Origin of the sequence: uncultured Kiloniella sp. (genome assembly GCF_937128705.1) — a bacterium.
Lineage (GTDB): Bacteria > Pseudomonadota > Alphaproteobacteria > Kiloniellales > Kiloniellaceae > Kiloniella.
This window is the reverse complement of sequence record NZ_CAKZMP010000150.1, coordinates 1-15,475: the sequence shown is the minus strand read 5'-3', so window position 1 is coordinate 15,475 and position 15,475 is coordinate 1. Positions and strand designations below refer to the sequence as shown.

17 protein-coding genes are annotated in these 15,475 nt (G+C 45.5%); 3 read left to right on the top strand and 14 right to left on the bottom strand.

The annotated features are described in order from the left end of the window. Nucleotides 1-513, bottom strand: a 513-nt coding sequence (locus Q0241_RS08435) for an aminotransferase class V-fold PLP-dependent enzyme (protein ID WP_299375985.1), incomplete at its 3' end; no start/stop codon positions are given. A gap of 239 nt (nt 514-752) precedes the next feature. On the opposite strand from Q0241_RS08435, the gene Q0241_RS08430 reads away from it, so the two are divergent. Then, nucleotides 753-1,703 (top strand): LysR substrate-binding domain-containing protein, encoded by a 951-nt coding sequence (locus tag Q0241_RS08430; RefSeq protein ID WP_299375982.1) that lies wholly within the window; start codon nt 753-755, stop codon nt 1,701-1,703. Nucleotides 1,704-1,861: 158 nt separating this feature from the next. Here Q0241_RS08430 and Q0241_RS08425 read toward each other — a convergent pair whose 3' ends face one another. Then, a complete protein-coding gene (locus Q0241_RS08425) occupies nt 1,862-2,413 on the bottom strand; it encodes a histidine phosphatase family protein (protein WP_299375979.1) in 552 nt (183 codons plus the stop codon). Between the two features lie 340 nt (nt 2,414-2,753). Between Q0241_RS08425 and Q0241_RS08420 the strand changes: the two genes are divergently transcribed. Then, complete coding sequence (locus Q0241_RS08420; RefSeq protein ID WP_299375987.1) at nt 2,754-3,290, top strand: PAS domain-containing protein; 537 nt, start codon at nt 2,754-2,756, stop codon at nt 3,288-3,290. Between the two features lie 74 nt (nt 3,291-3,364). On the opposite strand, the gene Q0241_RS08415 is transcribed toward Q0241_RS08420, so the two are convergent. The 10 genes from Q0241_RS08415 to Q0241_RS08370 all read right to left on the bottom strand — a co-directional run bounded on the left by Q0241_RS08415 (nt 3,365) and on the right by Q0241_RS08370 (nt 13,146). Then, complete coding sequence (locus Q0241_RS08415; RefSeq protein WP_299375976.1) at nt 3,365-4,117, bottom strand: SDR family NAD(P)-dependent oxidoreductase; 753 nt, start codon at nt 4,115-4,117, stop codon at nt 3,365-3,367. Further along, on the bottom strand, nt 4,114-4,653 hold the full coding sequence (locus tag Q0241_RS08410) for a DUF3833 domain-containing protein (protein ID WP_299375973.1): 540 nt from the start codon (nt 4,651-4,653) through the stop codon (nt 4,114-4,116). Before Q0241_RS08410 ends, Q0241_RS08415 begins: the two co-directional genes overlap by 4 nt. Beyond that, nucleotides 4,601-5,917 (bottom strand): MFS transporter, encoded by a 1,317-nt coding sequence (locus Q0241_RS08405; protein WP_299375970.1) that lies wholly within the window; start codon nt 5,915-5,917, stop codon nt 4,601-4,603. The genes Q0241_RS08410 and Q0241_RS08405 overlap by 53 nt, the downstream gene beginning before the upstream one ends. Continuing rightward, on the bottom strand, nt 5,914-6,486 hold the full coding sequence (locus Q0241_RS08400; protein ID WP_299375968.1) for a chalcone isomerase family protein: 573 nt from the start codon (nt 6,484-6,486) through the stop codon (nt 5,914-5,916). The genes Q0241_RS08405 and Q0241_RS08400 overlap by 4 nt, the downstream gene beginning before the upstream one ends. Next, nucleotides 6,479-7,639, bottom strand: coding sequence for a cyclopropane-fatty-acyl-phospholipid synthase family protein (locus tag Q0241_RS08395; RefSeq protein ID WP_299375966.1), 1,161 nt, complete (start codon nt 7,637-7,639; stop codon nt 6,479-6,481). The genes Q0241_RS08400 and Q0241_RS08395 overlap by 8 nt, the downstream gene beginning before the upstream one ends. A 114-nt stretch (nt 7,640-7,753) precedes the next feature. Then, on the bottom strand, nt 7,754-8,605 hold the full coding sequence (locus Q0241_RS08390; RefSeq protein WP_299375963.1) for a DUF1365 domain-containing protein: 852 nt from the start codon (nt 8,603-8,605) through the stop codon (nt 7,754-7,756). After that, nucleotides 8,596-9,843 (bottom strand): FAD-dependent oxidoreductase, encoded by a 1,248-nt coding sequence (locus tag Q0241_RS08385; protein WP_299375960.1) that lies wholly within the window; start codon nt 9,841-9,843, stop codon nt 8,596-8,598. The genes Q0241_RS08390 and Q0241_RS08385 overlap by 10 nt, the downstream gene beginning before the upstream one ends. Before the next feature lie 140 nt (nt 9,844-9,983). Next, nucleotides 9,984-11,354, bottom strand: a complete 1,371-nt coding sequence (locus Q0241_RS08380; protein WP_299375957.1) for a HAMP domain-containing sensor histidine kinase — start codon at nt 11,352-11,354, stop codon at nt 9,984-9,986. A gap of 28 nt (nt 11,355-11,382) precedes the next feature. Continuing rightward, nucleotides 11,383-12,066, bottom strand: coding sequence for a response regulator transcription factor (locus Q0241_RS08375; RefSeq protein ID WP_299375954.1), 684 nt, complete (start codon nt 12,064-12,066; stop codon nt 11,383-11,385). 129 nt (nt 12,067-12,195) lie between these two features. Beyond that, nucleotides 12,196-13,146 (bottom strand): sterol desaturase family protein, encoded by a 951-nt coding sequence (locus Q0241_RS08370; RefSeq protein WP_299375951.1) that lies wholly within the window; start codon nt 13,144-13,146, stop codon nt 12,196-12,198. Nucleotides 13,147-13,774: 628 nt separating this feature from the next. On the opposite strand from Q0241_RS08370, the gene Q0241_RS08365 reads away from it, so the two are divergent. Further along, nucleotides 13,775-13,960 (top strand): hypothetical protein, encoded by a 186-nt coding sequence (locus tag Q0241_RS08365; RefSeq protein ID WP_299375948.1) that lies wholly within the window; start codon nt 13,775-13,777, stop codon nt 13,958-13,960. A gap of 172 nt (nt 13,961-14,132) precedes the next feature. On the opposite strand, the gene Q0241_RS08360 is transcribed toward Q0241_RS08365, so the two are convergent. Together Q0241_RS08360 and Q0241_RS08355 are read right to left on the bottom strand one after the other, a co-directional pair. Continuing rightward, on the bottom strand, nt 14,133-14,909 hold the full coding sequence (locus Q0241_RS08360; RefSeq protein ID WP_299375945.1) for a hypothetical protein: 777 nt from the start codon (nt 14,907-14,909) through the stop codon (nt 14,133-14,135). A 30-nt stretch (nt 14,910-14,939) separates the two neighbouring features. Continuing rightward, nucleotides 14,940-15,475: hypothetical protein (locus Q0241_RS08355; protein ID WP_299375942.1), on the bottom strand; the 536-nt coding region annotated here is incomplete at its 5' end.

The following is a 15,475-nucleotide window of genomic DNA, read 5'->3' as shown; positions in this document are numbered from 1 at the left end:
TTCGACCGGGTTTACCAAGCCAGAGTTTGTCGGGACATGGGTGACAGAAATGACCCTGACGCGGTCATCAATCATGCTCTCTAGGGTGGAGAGGGAAACAACCCCGTTTTCGTCACTGGGGATGACTTCTACGGAGACATTTTTTTCTTTGGCGATTTGTAGATAGGCCACGTAGTTAGAGGCATATTCAGCCTCGACGGTTAAAATGCGGTCGCCAGCCTGAAAAGGAATGGCATAAAACGCCATGGCCCAGCCGACAGTTGCATTTTCAACAACAGCAACTTCGTCTCTGTGACAATTTATCAAGCGAGCGACGGAATCATAAACGGCTTCGATGGCATCATGTTTTTTATTTGCGGCTTCATAGCCACCGATGGCTGCTTCTAGTTCAAGATGGTTAACCTGACTCTGAAGAACACTTTTGGGCATTAGGGATGATCCACAGTTATTCAAGTGGATACAGCTTTTTTTGCCCAGTGTGTCAGCAAAAATTTTTTCAATATTCATGGCCATTTTGTCACTCTTTCTTATGGTGTTTTCTGGATACTGTGGTTGCCCTAAAAAACAAAATACGCAATTAGGTTTTTTTCTCAAACGATTTAAAATCAATATGGCTTTACATAAAATCAAGTCACGTGTTTAATTTAGCCTATAGACAGTTGTAAGGTATCCCAGAAAGTTGGCACCCAGAAAATTGATCTCCCAGAACATTGATCCCCCCCAGAACATTGATCATAGGAACAGTAAATACGATGAAATTGCCCCCGATGACTGCCATACGGCACTTTAACGCCGCCGCTGCTCATATGAGCTTCAAAGAAGCTGCACGGGAATTATGTGTGACAGAGGGGGCTATTAGCCGACAAATCAAACTGCTTGAAGAATACTTTGGTTGCGCGTTATTTTTGCGTTTGCATCGGGGAGTGCAGTTAAGTGACGAAGGCCGAAAGCTTTATGACGCTACCGATCAGGCTTTATTCCAAATCGCTCAGGTTTCAGCGGAAATACAAGGCGGGGTGTCAAACTTTACCCTTTCTGTCACAACGTCCTTTGCCATCCGCTGGCTAATGCCCCGGTTGTCGAGATTTGAGGCACTGCATCCCAATATACCGATTAATCTGCAAACCGTTACTTACCCCGGCACTGCACAGAGCCGACGGTTTGATGCATCGATTGTTTATCAGTTGGGTGATCCGGCAGATCCAGCAGTCTCGGCCCCTGAAAATGGGGAACTGATGATGGTCGAATGGCTGTTGCCTGTCTGTGGACCAGTATATCTGGACCATCATTTAGCAGGGAAAAAGGGGGAGAAGAGTGCTCTGTCGCTTCAAGACCTGAAGAGGCATCGCGTGATTTTTAACGAACCGACCGGACGGGATTGGCGCAGTTGGGCGATGAAATCTGGCGACATAGAACTGTCGCTGGATCGCGCCTTGAAATTTGAACATGATGATACGGCTATTCAGGCTGCTGTTGCCGGACATGGTATTGCCTTGGCTAATCTGGCTTATGTTTCAAACGAATTACAATTGGGCAGTCTGGTTCCGGCTGTGAATATCAAGGCCTTGCCTATTGGGGCGCATTACCTTGTTACAGAAACGGGAAAAGCCGGACTGACGCATGTCGAAACATTTCGGGATTGGCTGATGGTAATTGTAGAGGATTTTAAGGCAGAGATTTCAGGGTTATTGCGTTCAAGCTGATCGTTAATGATTTTTGCAAAATGTGCGCAAATTTTACAAATATCGTGTCAGTAAGGGATGCCCGGGGATACCTGAGATTAGGTGAGGATAACAGAGTTCTGGCAAGACGCTGATCGAGACATGTCTCGAGGAGAATGCTCCAACTTTACCCCCTAGCACTATTTGTACTGCACAATTTCACAATTATCCATTAACCGTCCGATCAGTCCTTGAAAGAATAACCCGTGACCGACGATGGCAAGGGGACGGGTTGCAAAGGGGGCTATTTTGGTGGTTTCCAAGCGGGTGACAAAGTCTTCTATCCGCTTGTTGAAAATGTCTTCAGGCTCATGGGGAACGCCATGCTCGTTTTCTCGTCCTTTGTGCCACCAATGATCGTCAAGATGATCGAAGCTGAGATTGGGGAAATCACGAGACAATATGTCGGGACGGCGGCCGACATCACAGCTGTTACAGACCATTTCTCTGTGTCCGGCCTCGACCGTTATGGGAACTGTGTCCTTGAAAATACGCAGGGCGGTTTGCACTGCACGGGTGAGCGGCGAGCAAATAACATGCTGAATATCAAGGTCGGCAATCTTTTCGCGGGCACGATCAGCTTGTGACTGTCCCAGAGATGTCAAAGGTGCATCGTAGATCAACGGATCGATACCATCGCGTGCAACAGCGTTAAATTCAGATTGTCCGTGACGAATGAGATAAACAGGCATTGGGTGCTCTTTACTAATAGGTATACCGCCCGGGCTTTATAACGCGTAGGCGGTTGCTATGTGCAGTTTACAGAAAATACCGGGTAAGCTTAAGCTGAAAAATAGCGGGAAATCTTTTTTATTTGCGTAGCTTAATCTGGTAAGTATCTTGGGTAGGTGGAAGGAAAGTTCTGCGTACTCTATTGAATACTATGTTCTTTTGCATATCAATCGTTGTCTTTTTTTGATGTTTTGAATACTATTGTATGTAGTTCGGGTAAAGGTAGTGGGTATATGTGGAACGGGACGAAGTGCAAAGCATCGCCGAAACAGATATACGCGACAGTGTGGAGTTTGAACAATTATTGAGCTTTATCATCCGAAAAGCCAGGCGTTACTTGATCATTGGTTGAGCCTTCCGCGTGAAGGAGTTCTGCCGCTACGAAGCAGTTTTCTGCCCGAGAAGGTGCCCCAGATACTCCCAAGTCTTATTATTTATGAGATGGTCGCCGAGGATTTTATTCGCTTTCGGCTTGCGGGTACAGCGGTACGAGAACGCATGGGGTTTGACCCTACAGGAGAAAATTATCTGAATTATGTCGCGGATGAGCGCAAGGAAAAAGCAAGCCAGTCCTTTTTTGCTGTGATTGACCAGCCCTGTGGTATGCGGGTTATTTCAAATCACGGTATGTCGACGGGGCGGAAAATGTTTTTGGAAGTATTGATGCTACCGCTGAAAAATGACATGAGTCCGAACCCAATTGTTTTGTGCCAAAGTAACGAAATAAAGCCAATAGAAGAAGAACAAATCCCTGATAATGCGCGGGTGGAAAATATAACTATCGTTCGGCGTGATTTCATTGATATTGGTGCCGGGATTTCTGATTTTAAGGATTGATGAGACAAGGCAGAACAAGGTCTTGTCGGACGATCCGGTTCATGACCCGTAAAGACTGATAAGTGTTTATGTTTTTACTGGTTTTTAAAGAGCTTAAAATAAACCGAACCCGGTAATATTTTAATTAATTTCAGGAAGTATGTGAACTTTTTGGGGAAGTGAATTTCAAAGGTATTTCCCCGAAGGCCAGTTGCGATGGCTTTGGCCGCGTCTTCGGGTTCTATAATCATTGGCATTTTGAACGGGTTTTTATCTGTCATAGGCGTACGCACAAAACCCGGATTAATGACTTTTATGTCTATGGCAGGATTTTTGTTCTCTATCCGCAGGCTTTCAGCCATGTTGATCATGCCGGCCTTTGTCGCGCTATAGGGTTGCCCGTTTGGCAAACCTCTAAACCCTGCGACACTGGCGCAGAGGACAATTTGCCCGGCTTTCTGTTTACGCAAAACCTTCAAGACATGGTGAGCAAACACAAAGGCACCCGTCAGGTTTATGTCAATTGTCTTGCGTAACTCTTCTAGTTCAAAGTCTTCAAACTTCGTCGGGTTATAATAGCCCGCCATATAGATCGCGCTATCAATTCTGGGAAAGGATTGTTCTATTCTGTCAGAAGCTTCTTCAATAGACGCAGGGATGCTGGCATCACAGGGCACAACAAGATGCTGCCCGCCCAAGGCTTCGTTAATGTCGTTTAATTCAGGGCGACGACGTGACGAGAGGGCAAGAATAGCCCCTGCGTTTGAAAGCTCGTGCGTAAGGGCCAGCCCAATGCCGCTACTTGCCCCTAAGATCCAGATATGTGCCCCTTTGAAGCTTTTAATCATCCGTCCTGCTTTTGCATAAAGAGCGTAAGTTCACCAACCGTAAATCCAAACTTCTTGAGATAAGATCGATTGATAAGAATGCCGTCATTCATACGAAACATCCAGTCATCAAAAGTGATTTTGTATGTTGTATCCCCGACGGGGAGGTCCATTTGATAGGCCCAGCGCATTGCGCTACCTGTAATTTTACCATCAGCTTTCCCCAGAATATCGGCGGCGGTGCCTTCGTAATGACCCGAAGCCAAGCGTTTAATGGTCCAGGTTCTTTCCTGTATTTCGCCGTCGTAATAAGAGAAGGTTTCTTCCAGCGTACCTGTGTCGCCGTCCCATGAACCGTTCATGAAGACATCAAAGCGCCTGACAACTTCGCCTTTACGGTTTTGAACCAATCCCCATGCCTTGATGGGACCCGTAAAGTATTCCTGTAAATCCATTGTTGGTTCGGAATTTTCATAGTGTTTGAGCGAAGGGCCAGAACAACCGCTAAGCATCATGCTGCCCCCCAAAAGAAGAGTTATTACCAGAAGAATACGCATGATCGTTCCTTTGTTTTAATTTTTGAAGCCATGAAAGAAGACCCAAGGCTGCACATACTTTGATGATGCAGGGGGCCAGTGCATAGGTGAAACTGAGGGCCAAAAGTGCCTCGCTATCATTTTGTGTTGCAGGTGAAAAGGATGTGACACCCAAGATCAGGAAGGCAATTCCGCTTCCCAAGGCGAGGGCTGTTTTGGATAGAAAAGCAAGAATGGCAAATAGAAAGGATGTGTTCCTTGTTTTATCCTGCGCGTCGATCAGTTCTGACAGAATGGCAGGGGGAAGAGATAATTCCCCCCCAAGGGCAATGCCGGAAAGAACGCAGATAACTGCAAACTGCCAGATATCATCTGGTTGTAAGAAAAAGGCCCAGACAAAGGTAGTTGCCGCAAGTAACATGGCAAGTGCCCAGGAAATGAGTTTAGAGGATCGTTTGGCGATGGTTAGCCAAACGGACATGCCGCAAGCACCGGACAGAAAATAGACCAGTAAAAAAGCACCGGTGTATTGTTCTGCGCCCAACAGATCCCTTGTGAAGAAAACCATTAGAACGGCGGGAATTGCGGAAGCCAGTGTGCTGATAAAGTAAATCCCGAAGAACCATTTGTTGGATGGTCGCAGTAATTCGTGCAGCTTTATCGTGTCTTTGTTGTTTCTATTCCGCAGATTTACGAGGGCGTCATATTTTTTGTGCTTTTTGTTCCAGATCATAAAAATTGTAAAGCCGAGAACAAGAAAAAGGATCAGCACATAGGAATATTCACTAAAGGTGATTATGCCGGGTAGCACTGCGGCAATAATTAGGCCGATCAAGCCAAAAGCTTCGCGCCAAGATGTAATGCGGTTTTTTTGTCCACCATCTTGGCTCCAGGTGCTGCCCAATGCATTCAGGTTGATGATCATCATGCTATAGGCCGTTGTCGCGAGAACCAGACTGATTGCCAAACCTGCTAAACCCAAATTTTCTTGTGGATGAAACAGCAAAAAGAAACCCAGAGCCATCAAAAGACTTGCAATAAGCATGATAAGGGGGCGCTTGTCATTATAGAGATCACAAAACACACCGATCAGGGGATCTTGAACTGCGTCAAAAATACGGACCAGAATAATGACAACACCAATACCGGATAAAGAAAGCCCCATTGTCGTGGCATAAAAATCAGGTACGTGGATATAGAGCGGCAATCCGGCAAAAGCCAAGGGGATCGCCAAAAAGCTATACTGGAACAGGCTTTTTCTGGAGATGGTATTGCTATCGGTCATGATTGCCCCAGAAGTTTTGCGCGTAATTGCGGGGCACTGGTTTTTGTATTGAGCCAGATATCAAAAAAATAATGTCCGAAATCGGGGGCGCTTATCCGACCGATTTCTTTGTTTCTATGAAAGAAAATGCTTTCACCATTTTCCGCATAAATTCCGGTCAGGGTGGTACCTTCTTTTACATCTGGAAAGATGTTGAGCATCTGGTTATGCCAGGCCGCAAGTTTGACTTCGTCATCAAACCCGAGGTCGCGAATTTCTTCTGCGGATTTGTCAGCAATGTCCCGACCGTCGATGTCTCTAAGATAAGTCAAGCTCAACGCAAAGGGGGCTTGGGCAGTCCATTGGCCATTGGGGGCGAGAAGCACAGCGTCATAGACATCCCAGAACAGAATGGAAAGCCGCCCTTTGCCAACAGCCTGAGCAGAGGGAACATACTTGGCGACAAAATCATTTCCTGTGGCGGGGGAGGACATGGCAATATGGCTTGCAAGAACCAGAGACAAGGTCAAGCATATGGCAAGAGACAAGGGGCTTAACAGGAAGCGTGATGTAATATACCTTTTACGCATGGCGCAACTCTGCATGCATGACGCTGGTACGTCCTGTTGAAAAACCTGCGATACAGGCCGCAAGATAAAAGCGCCACAGGCGAATAAAACTGTCGTCAAAGCCTTGTGCTTTGATGTTGTTTCGTTGGCTATCAAAGCGATGTAACCACTCTTCGAGGGTACGGGCATAGTCTTGTCCAAAATGGAACTCTTCGTTGACAACGAGCCCTGATTTCGCTGCTTCTTGTCTAAATTTACTGGGGCTGGGCAGCATGCCGCCGGGGAAAATATAGCTGCGGATAACATCACCGCCACGACGATACCTTTCAAAGCGGCTGTCGTCGATTGTGATGGTTTGGATCATTGCTTTGCCGTCTTTGTTCAGCAGTGATTTGACCTTGTTAAAATAGGTCGGCCAGTAGCGTTCACCTACGGCTTCAAACATTTCAATGGAAACGATATGATCAAACGTGCCCCGTTGGTGTCTGTAATCTTCCAATGCAATTTGGGCACGTGATCCTAACCGGGACGTTGCATACTGGTGCTGTTCTTCGGATAGGGTAATGCCCCTGATGTCAAAGTCACCGTGATTTGCGGCTCTTTCGGCAAAGCCACCCCAGCCACACCCAATTTCCAAAAGAGAACCCGATTTTTGGTCGAGTTTGTTTAACAGGCGATCATATTTGTTGTTCTGCGTCTGCTCCAAATCATCTTTTTCATTCAGATACAGGCCTGAAGAATAGGTCATGGTGGGATCAAGCCAGAGTTTATAAAACTCATTCCCAAGATCATAATGGGCGTGAATGTTTCGTTTGCTGCCCTGTAGGGTATTCAAGCGGAAGAGGTAGGTTAGGCGAGAGAATGTTTGGAAAATACGGCTCCCAAAAACAAAACGTCTGAATGCCTGATCGTTCTGTAGCCCCAAGGCAATAAGGTTGGGTAGGTTGTTTGTTTCCCAATGCCCTTGGCGATAATCTTCGGCAAAACCAACATCACCACGAGCGGCAAGATTTGTGACCACGCGCCAGTCGTGCATTTCCATCTTGGCTTTGATACCAGGTTGTTTGCCTTCGAAAATACGAACCTGACCATCAGGCGTGGTTAAGGCAAGAGAACCATATTGAAGACTATCAAGACTTTTAAACAGTTGCGATGAAGCTTTTAGTCCAAACATTTTTTATCAGGCCTCGTTGGGTTTCGTTATTTGTTTGTAGGTCTAGAGAACAGGTTATTTTCTATGATGGTTTCAGAATACGAGGATGAAAATAACCCCCGTATTACGTGGACATTAACTTTTGGTAAGGTTACGGGAACTTTTGGCAAGGTTGCTGGTTGCACTGAATTTCTCTGACTTTTGTTGGGGCTTCGTCAGGTGTTTTATACCTTTGAAGATCAACTTCAGTGCTTGCCAATGGATAAGGTAAACGGCCTTGAATGTCACCAGAGGATGCTTCCAGAATGCAGCGTTTACAGCAGCTTTGGTCAGGGGGGATAGCTTGCCAGCCAAGGACGTGACCAGTGTCTTTTCTCCATTAGAATTGAAGAGATCGATGCAGACGGCAAAGTGATTTTCTTTGAAATTAAAGCGAAATTCGTAATGACCTTCACGTTCAATAAAGGGCGAAACATGAAACAGCTTTTTTGTCTGTAGTTTGTCGTTTGATTCAATAGGGCGGTCATCTTCGTGTTTGCACAAATAGCAGTGGGTTTCGCCAAAGGTGTTATTGACCTCGCAAATTACGGCGCGGAGTTTTTCATCCCGATCAAGGCAAAGCCAGAAACTTACGGGATTGAAAACATACCCAAGAACACGGGGCATAGCGACAAGGATGATTTCGCCATCAGCCTGTGTTACACCAAAACGTTCAAGCAGTTCTTTTGCCCATAATGTCAGGCAGCTTCCATCCTTATTCCCATGATCTTTTTGATAAAAGCTGACCAGTCCTTTTTTGTTTATGGGAAATTCCAGATCGCTATTGCACGGCTTGCCGTTTGTGGGGGGGAACTGTGAGAGTGGCAGGCAATAGTAGTAAATGCCGTAGGTGAAACTGTTCACCTTTGGGGACATACGCTTGTGAAAAACTTTTGCATTCAGAAGTTTTGGAAAAAGCTTTGATCGAACTTCGGGCGCTATTCCCATGGAATTGATACTCCAATTCTTTGCGCAACCCTGACGGCGCTTGCTAGTCCGTCTTCGTGAAATCCATATTGTTGATAAGCCCCACAAAACCAAAGATTGTTTTGTCCTTGAATAGTATTGATCTGTTCTTGGGCATCGACGGCTTCTTTTGTAAAGATGGGGTGCTCGAATTCATTCATATCATAAATCAGGTGACCGGCAGGCTGTCGGCCGGGGTTAAGCGTTATAATAACAGGGCTATCGTGATCAATATCTTGAAGGTTGTTCATCCAGTAGCTGAGGGAGACGCTTTCGTTTTGGTCGTCCTGTTGTTCTGACAGATAAACCCAGCTTGCCCACGATCCTTTTTTGCGGGGCATAAAACTGGTATCACCATGAACGACAACCGTATTTTTTTGATAGGTGAAATTTCCAAGAATGCGTTCTTCGGCTTGTGTCGGAGTATCGAGCATTTTCAAGGCTTGATCTGCATGACAGGCGAAAACAATCTGATCATAGGTTTCAGTGTTACCCTTATCATCCAGTACTTCGACCTTCCCATTCTTTCTTTTGACAGAAACAACACCGCAATTCAGCTTTATATGATCCTGAAAGCTTGCGCTTATGCGTTGTACATATTCCCGGCTTCCTCCCTTTACCGTATACCACTGTGGATGTTGATTTACACTTAAGAGGCCGTGATTATCAAAGAAGCGAATAAAGGTACGTGCAGGGAATTTAAGAATGGTATCGACCGAGCAGCTCCAGATGGCCGCGCCCATGGCCTGTAGGTAATAGCGTTTGAACCAGTCCCCAAGATTGAGATCATTAAGGCATTGTTCCAATGATGCATCTTTGTTGTTTTCGAGATAGGGCAGGGCTTTTTTGTTAAAGCTCAGAATATCCCATATCATTTTCCAGTATCTGGGGCGTAATAGGTTTCGCTTTTGGGCGAACATTCCCTTGCTGCCGTATTCCAACCAACCGTTATGTATGCTGGCGCCAAACGACATATCACTTTTAATGGTGGGCACGTTCAAGTGTTTGAACATGCGGGTCAGGTGGTAATAATTGCGATGGTTGAAAACGATGAACCCTGTATCCACAGGTGTTCGTGTCCCTTTGGGAGAGATGTCGATCGTACGGCTATGTCCCCCCAGATAATTCCCTTTCTCATAAACAGTGATGTCATGATGGGGATGCAACAGATAAGCTGCTCCCAAACCGGAAATGCCTGAGCCAATGATTGCTATTTTCATGTGATTACAATCGGCGATCCCGTCTTACCTCTTTCTGTCCTGAACATTACAAAATGGTAATGAAAGAAATGGGTTTGTCTTTCTTTGGTATTGTTTTTCCTAAATTGCCCTTAATCCGCCCCTTGGGTCGTTTGATAATCTTATGAAAAACGGATGGTCAGGCGAAGACCTTTTTCACCGTTTTCTGCTGATATATGTCCGTTATGTAAATCGGTAACTGCCCCGACGAGGCTAAGGCCTAGCCCGCTGCCGGGGGTATGTCTGCTGCTTTCGGCGCGATAGAAACGGTCGAATATTTTGCCCAGATCAGACGGGGGAACACCGGGGCCATTATCTTCGATGATAAAGATGACTTCTGCCCCCTGTTTACGAAGGCTGAGATTGATCCAACCCTTGGCCGGGGTAAATTTAACGGCGTTATCCATCAGATTGCCAAAAGCCTGAAACAGCAAATTCCTGTCCCCCTGAAGAGCGACAGTTTCAAGGTCCTGTTTCAGAGTAATGGACTTTTCTTCCATAAGGGGCTCATAGAGCTCGATGACATCCTGTAATAGTTCAGTCAGTTCAAGAGGCTCAAACGCCGAGTGCTGTTTGCCAGATTCAATGCGTGATATCCGCAGAAGGGCGTTAAAGGTTCGCTGCATCTGATCGGTTTCATTGACCAGTTTGTCAACTGTTTCATAAGCTTGTGGGTTTTGAATAATATGATCTTGAGAGCGCAGATCTTCCAGATTGTGATGCAGTCGTGTTAACGGAGTGCGCAGGTCATGGGCAATGTTATCGGAAACCTGTCTGATCCCCCGCATCAACAGCTGGATACGATCCAGCAGATCATTGATAATGCCAGCCATATAACTAAGGTCATCCCAACGTGATGTCAGCTCAATACGTTGGGAAAGGTCACCCGTTTCGATAATCTGCTTTGCTGTTACAGCAATACGGTTGGTGTTCGATACCACAAAACGGCTGATTAGATAGCTGGTGATGATAACAAGAACCATAAAGCCGATACTTAGAAAGCTCAGCCATTGCATAAGCTTGTAATCACTTGTCACCGACGTGATATCAATGCCGATTAATAAACGGTTTTTATTTGGATAGGTATATATCTTTGCTGCGTAATCTTTTTCTGTGCCGAAAGATCCAGAGCCAGAAGATTTAGGGCCAGAAGGGGCCGCCCCAGAAGAGTTTGATCCAGAAGAGTTTGATCCAGAAACGGGTTTTGTCGAAAAGGTCAGGGTTCCCTCAGCCAGAAGTGAAACGGTTTCAGGTAATTTATCCAGATTACCAAAAATCTTTTTTTCATCTGGTGAAAGCAACAGGTAAACCCGACCCGGCCTATCTAATGCGCGGGCTATACGGGCAGGGTCTTGCCATTGAGACACATAACTTAGTTCGGTATCGATAATCGCTTCGGTGCGTTGGACAAAGTGCCCACGGCTAAAATAATAGCTAAAATAACCGAGTATGATAACAGCCGTTCCGCAAAGAAGAAGAAACAGAATAGCCATCTGAAAGCTAGAGCTTCGGGCGTAAGATCTATGGGTTGTCTTCGATGATATATCCGGCACCACGTATCGTCTTTATCAGTGAAACATCAAAATCTTTATCGACCTTACCTCTAAGGCGGCTGATATGCACGTCGATCACATTTGTTTGCGGATCGAAATGGTAATCCCACACATTTTCCAGCAACATGGTCCGGGTCACAACCTGTCCCTTGTGCTTTAGCAGGTATTCCAACAGTCTAAATTCGCGTGATTGCAACTCTATGGCTTGTCCGCCGCGTCTGACTTTGCGCGACAGCAGATCAACCTCAAGGTCCTGTGCGATTAGTTGTGTTTCCTGTTGGCTTCCTTGTGGCCCATTGCGTTTGGCAAGAACTTCTATTCGGGCAAGAAGTTCGGCAAAGGCAAAGGGTTTGACCAGATAGTCATCACCGCCGGATCGAAGCCCTTTGACCCGGTCATCGACCTCGCCAAGGGCGCTCAGAATTAAAACAGGGGTATGATTATCACTACCACGCAGCGTTCTGATAATGGTCAGGCCATCCAGTTCTGGCAGCATGCGGTCAACGATAATGACGTCATAATTTTCGGTTGTTGCCAGAAATAATCCGTCTTTGCCATTATCCGCCGTATCCAGATTGTGCCCCTCTTGCTTGAGGCCATTGCTGATATATCTCAGAACTTCCTGATCATCTTCTACGTAAAGAATGCGCATAGAGAGGGGCTGCTACCTATTTGTAATGAAAATGATTATTTCTGAAACTGTAACATATCCTATTTCATTGGATCAGGCTTTATTTTTCTTTTCCAATAATACGATGCCTAGGCATTAAGCCCCGGGTAATTAAATTTTGGGCTTTGTATTTTTTTCCGAGATCAGGGTGGTCCAGCCTTCCTGATCCAGTTCCTTTATCTCTTTAAAGGGCCAGACCAACTGTGCCGGGAAGCTTGCTGGCATTTCTTCGGTGATGCCAATTTTGGCCGGGGGGCGACGATCTGGGTTGATCCATGTGCGAAAAATCATATCCCAAATCATCAGGTTCTCACCGTAGTTTCTGTTGCCTTCGACAATCTTTTTGCTGTGGTGCCAGCGGTGCAGGCCGGGGGTGTTGAAGACCATGGAAAGCAGGCCAAAGCGCATGTCCACGTTACAATGTGTCAGCATACCGATATAGGCGGTAATAGCCGATAGCCATGTGATTGCTTCGAGCGGGGCACCTAAAGCGAGGGGGATGCTGATGCCCAGCACAATGGACAGTAAGGAATCAATGAAGTGGAAACGTCCGGTGTTAACAATCCACAATCTGGTGACGGAATGGTGGATGGCATGGAATTTCCAAAGCGGCTTCCATTCGTGGGAAATTCTGTGCGCCCAATAGAGACCGAATTCAGCCGCAATCAACGTCATGATTACCTGAATTGCCAGCGGCCAGTCGCGGGGCCAGATACCATAACCTTCGCCCTGTAAGGGAGTAATATAGGCAGTTATACCAATGACGCCGCTAAAGGTCACCAAGCCTTGGACAAGGCCTTTGCTGGTCAGGGTATGGGCAATGTTGGCAAAGGTCTGTCCGTCGTTTTCCAACCACGTCTTTTCGAACGGCATTTTGCGCTCTAAGAGAAACAGCGCGATAGCCAAGCCAAGATAGGTCAGGTTGAAAACAATCACAGGGCGATCAATGGCAAAACCATAGGCCGTGGTACAGATACAAAGAGTAAGTAGCAGGGGCCAAGCTGTACTTGCTAAAATTTTTTTTCCCAAGCCTTCATTGGCTATCGCATTGTCAAACGCCATTTGTCCCCACCACCTTGTTCTAATCTTAATTTAGCCCTGTATATATCAAGAAGCCTATATATCAAGAAGCGTATATCTCAAGTAGCTTAAATCCACAATTGCAGTAATGGTACTCTAAAATAGAAAAGAATATATATAGATGCTCTTTTTTATGGCGAGGATTAAAGCAGAGGATTGTCTTTGGTTATAGTGCAACCGATGGCAACTTTATTCTGGAATTTGGTTGTTTGTTACACATTGTGACTTAAGGAATCGGAGTGAAGATGGCTTGTAAATATCGAGAAGAGAAAGAAGGAGCGTCGTAAAAGAAACAGAGTGTAAAAAATACGCCATTTTTATACTAATTACGACGTCGAACAGGACGGCGGCAGAAAACTTTTTTATAAAAAGAAGCGTGGGAAAATATGGCAATTTTGCCATAAACTTTACTTGCGACACTCGTTTATCTTAAAAGCGACAAGGACCTTATAAATAAGGGCTTTTTGGGGTGGTTCCATGCTCAAAATGCATAGCCAGAATGAATAAATTTCAATTGTCGATTTGATCAACTGAGCGTACCTAGGAATCAGTAAAAACAACTTGGCTGACGGGATTTGCGGGACCGGGCCCTTTGATTAGGATTAAGACTATGGCACATGTGTCAGTAAATGTTGCACAACCCGTTTCTTTCTTTAAAGAAGGCATTGTTGCTCTTGTTAAAACAGCTGTTTCAGACGCGATTGTTGCTTATAAAGCCAAACGTCGGGAACGCCGTGTTGCCAAGATCCTGAATGATCTGGACCCACGCCTTGTACGTGACATCATTCCCCAATAAATAATACAGTAAGGAATGCTGTAAGTCATACAGTGAGAGCGGTGTCGCGAGAACACGTTCTATAAACTGTATGAATACGCGGACGCTTATCCAAAAGGACAGGCGTAAAGAAAACCCCCGGCTTAAAGGCGCGGGGGTTTTTCGTTTCTTGCGGACGGGGAAGTGGCGGTGTTTACTCAAATACACCCGCTTCATCTTGCCAGCTTTTTAAGTTGTTTTGGTAAATGATAAAGTAGGCAAACCAAGCACTGACACCGCTGGCGATAAACCAGATACACTGCCATATCAGGCCGGTAGAGCCGATATAGGTTTCAAAAGTACTGTAGTGACTAATTAGATACCCGATAAAGTAATATATGTGATTTTCTTCCGGTTTGTTTTGTAGCCAATCACTGTAAGCCGAAAGGTAGAAGGGGAAGTGATTGAACAAAGTGTCATAAAACCAAACAAAGGGAAGACATAGTAAACACGCCAAAAGGCCCCCTTTAAAGGCTTTTACAGGATTGTATTCAGTCAGCGTGATAAATTTGGGTAGGATATACAGGCCAATGATAAGAAAAAGTGGTGTGAAGTAGAGGCCAGTGGTTAAGTCATGTAAGTAGATTGAACCAGGGATAAAGCGACCTATGAAGGCCTGATCACAGAAAATCGCAATAGGGACAAACAGAAATAAACTAAGCAGAACACGATCCCATTTTGAGAAAATGGTGTTTTTCATCCATCTCGGGATTACTGTTGTACCTAGCAGAATAGCGGCAGCGAGTTGAATCAAAAATTCGATAGCAAAGCGATCTATATTAATAGCCACTGATTCGTAATAGTATTTTATTTCAATGATTTGTCTTAGGTGAAAGCGAATCTCAATTTCAAATATCTCTAAATTACTTCCTATCAATACTGTAAAGACAATAAGAAACAGACGTTGTTTAAAGTTAAGGCTATTTGTCATTCTGCTAATATGTTCTCTGAATAAATTAGATCAGGAGTTTCTCGATTTTTGCCCGGAACAGATCAGGAGTTCGGTGGGGGTTTCAAAGCCGTCGGTGGTTTCGTATTGGCGCATGGCCTTGGTGATTTCCTGCCAAATTCTTTCCTGTGTTTCTGTGTCTTGTCCGGCCAACATTCTTTGGTGAGAGACCGCGACGTCGCGGCGCCATTGAATAAAGTCTTCGGTTGTTTCGAACCGAAGGGGAGCTTCGATGATTTCTTGTTCAATATTGACAAATCCGGCTTGTGCAAAGAGATCGGCAAAAAAGTCTGGTGTGCCCAAGGCAAAGGGGCCGGGTTGGTGTGCTTGTGCAGAGGGGGATGTACTTGATGGTGCCTCGTTTGTTTGTGTTTTTGGCAAGCTCAATTGATCGCGGATGATTTCTGGCGATTGGGTAAAGAAGGGTGTTTTATCCGCTGTGGTATAAACAATGGCGGCAAAAGACCCCGAAGGCTTCAGGACGCGATAAATTTCCTGTAATCCCTTGAGCGGATCGGGCAGAAACATCATACCGAGACGGGAAATGG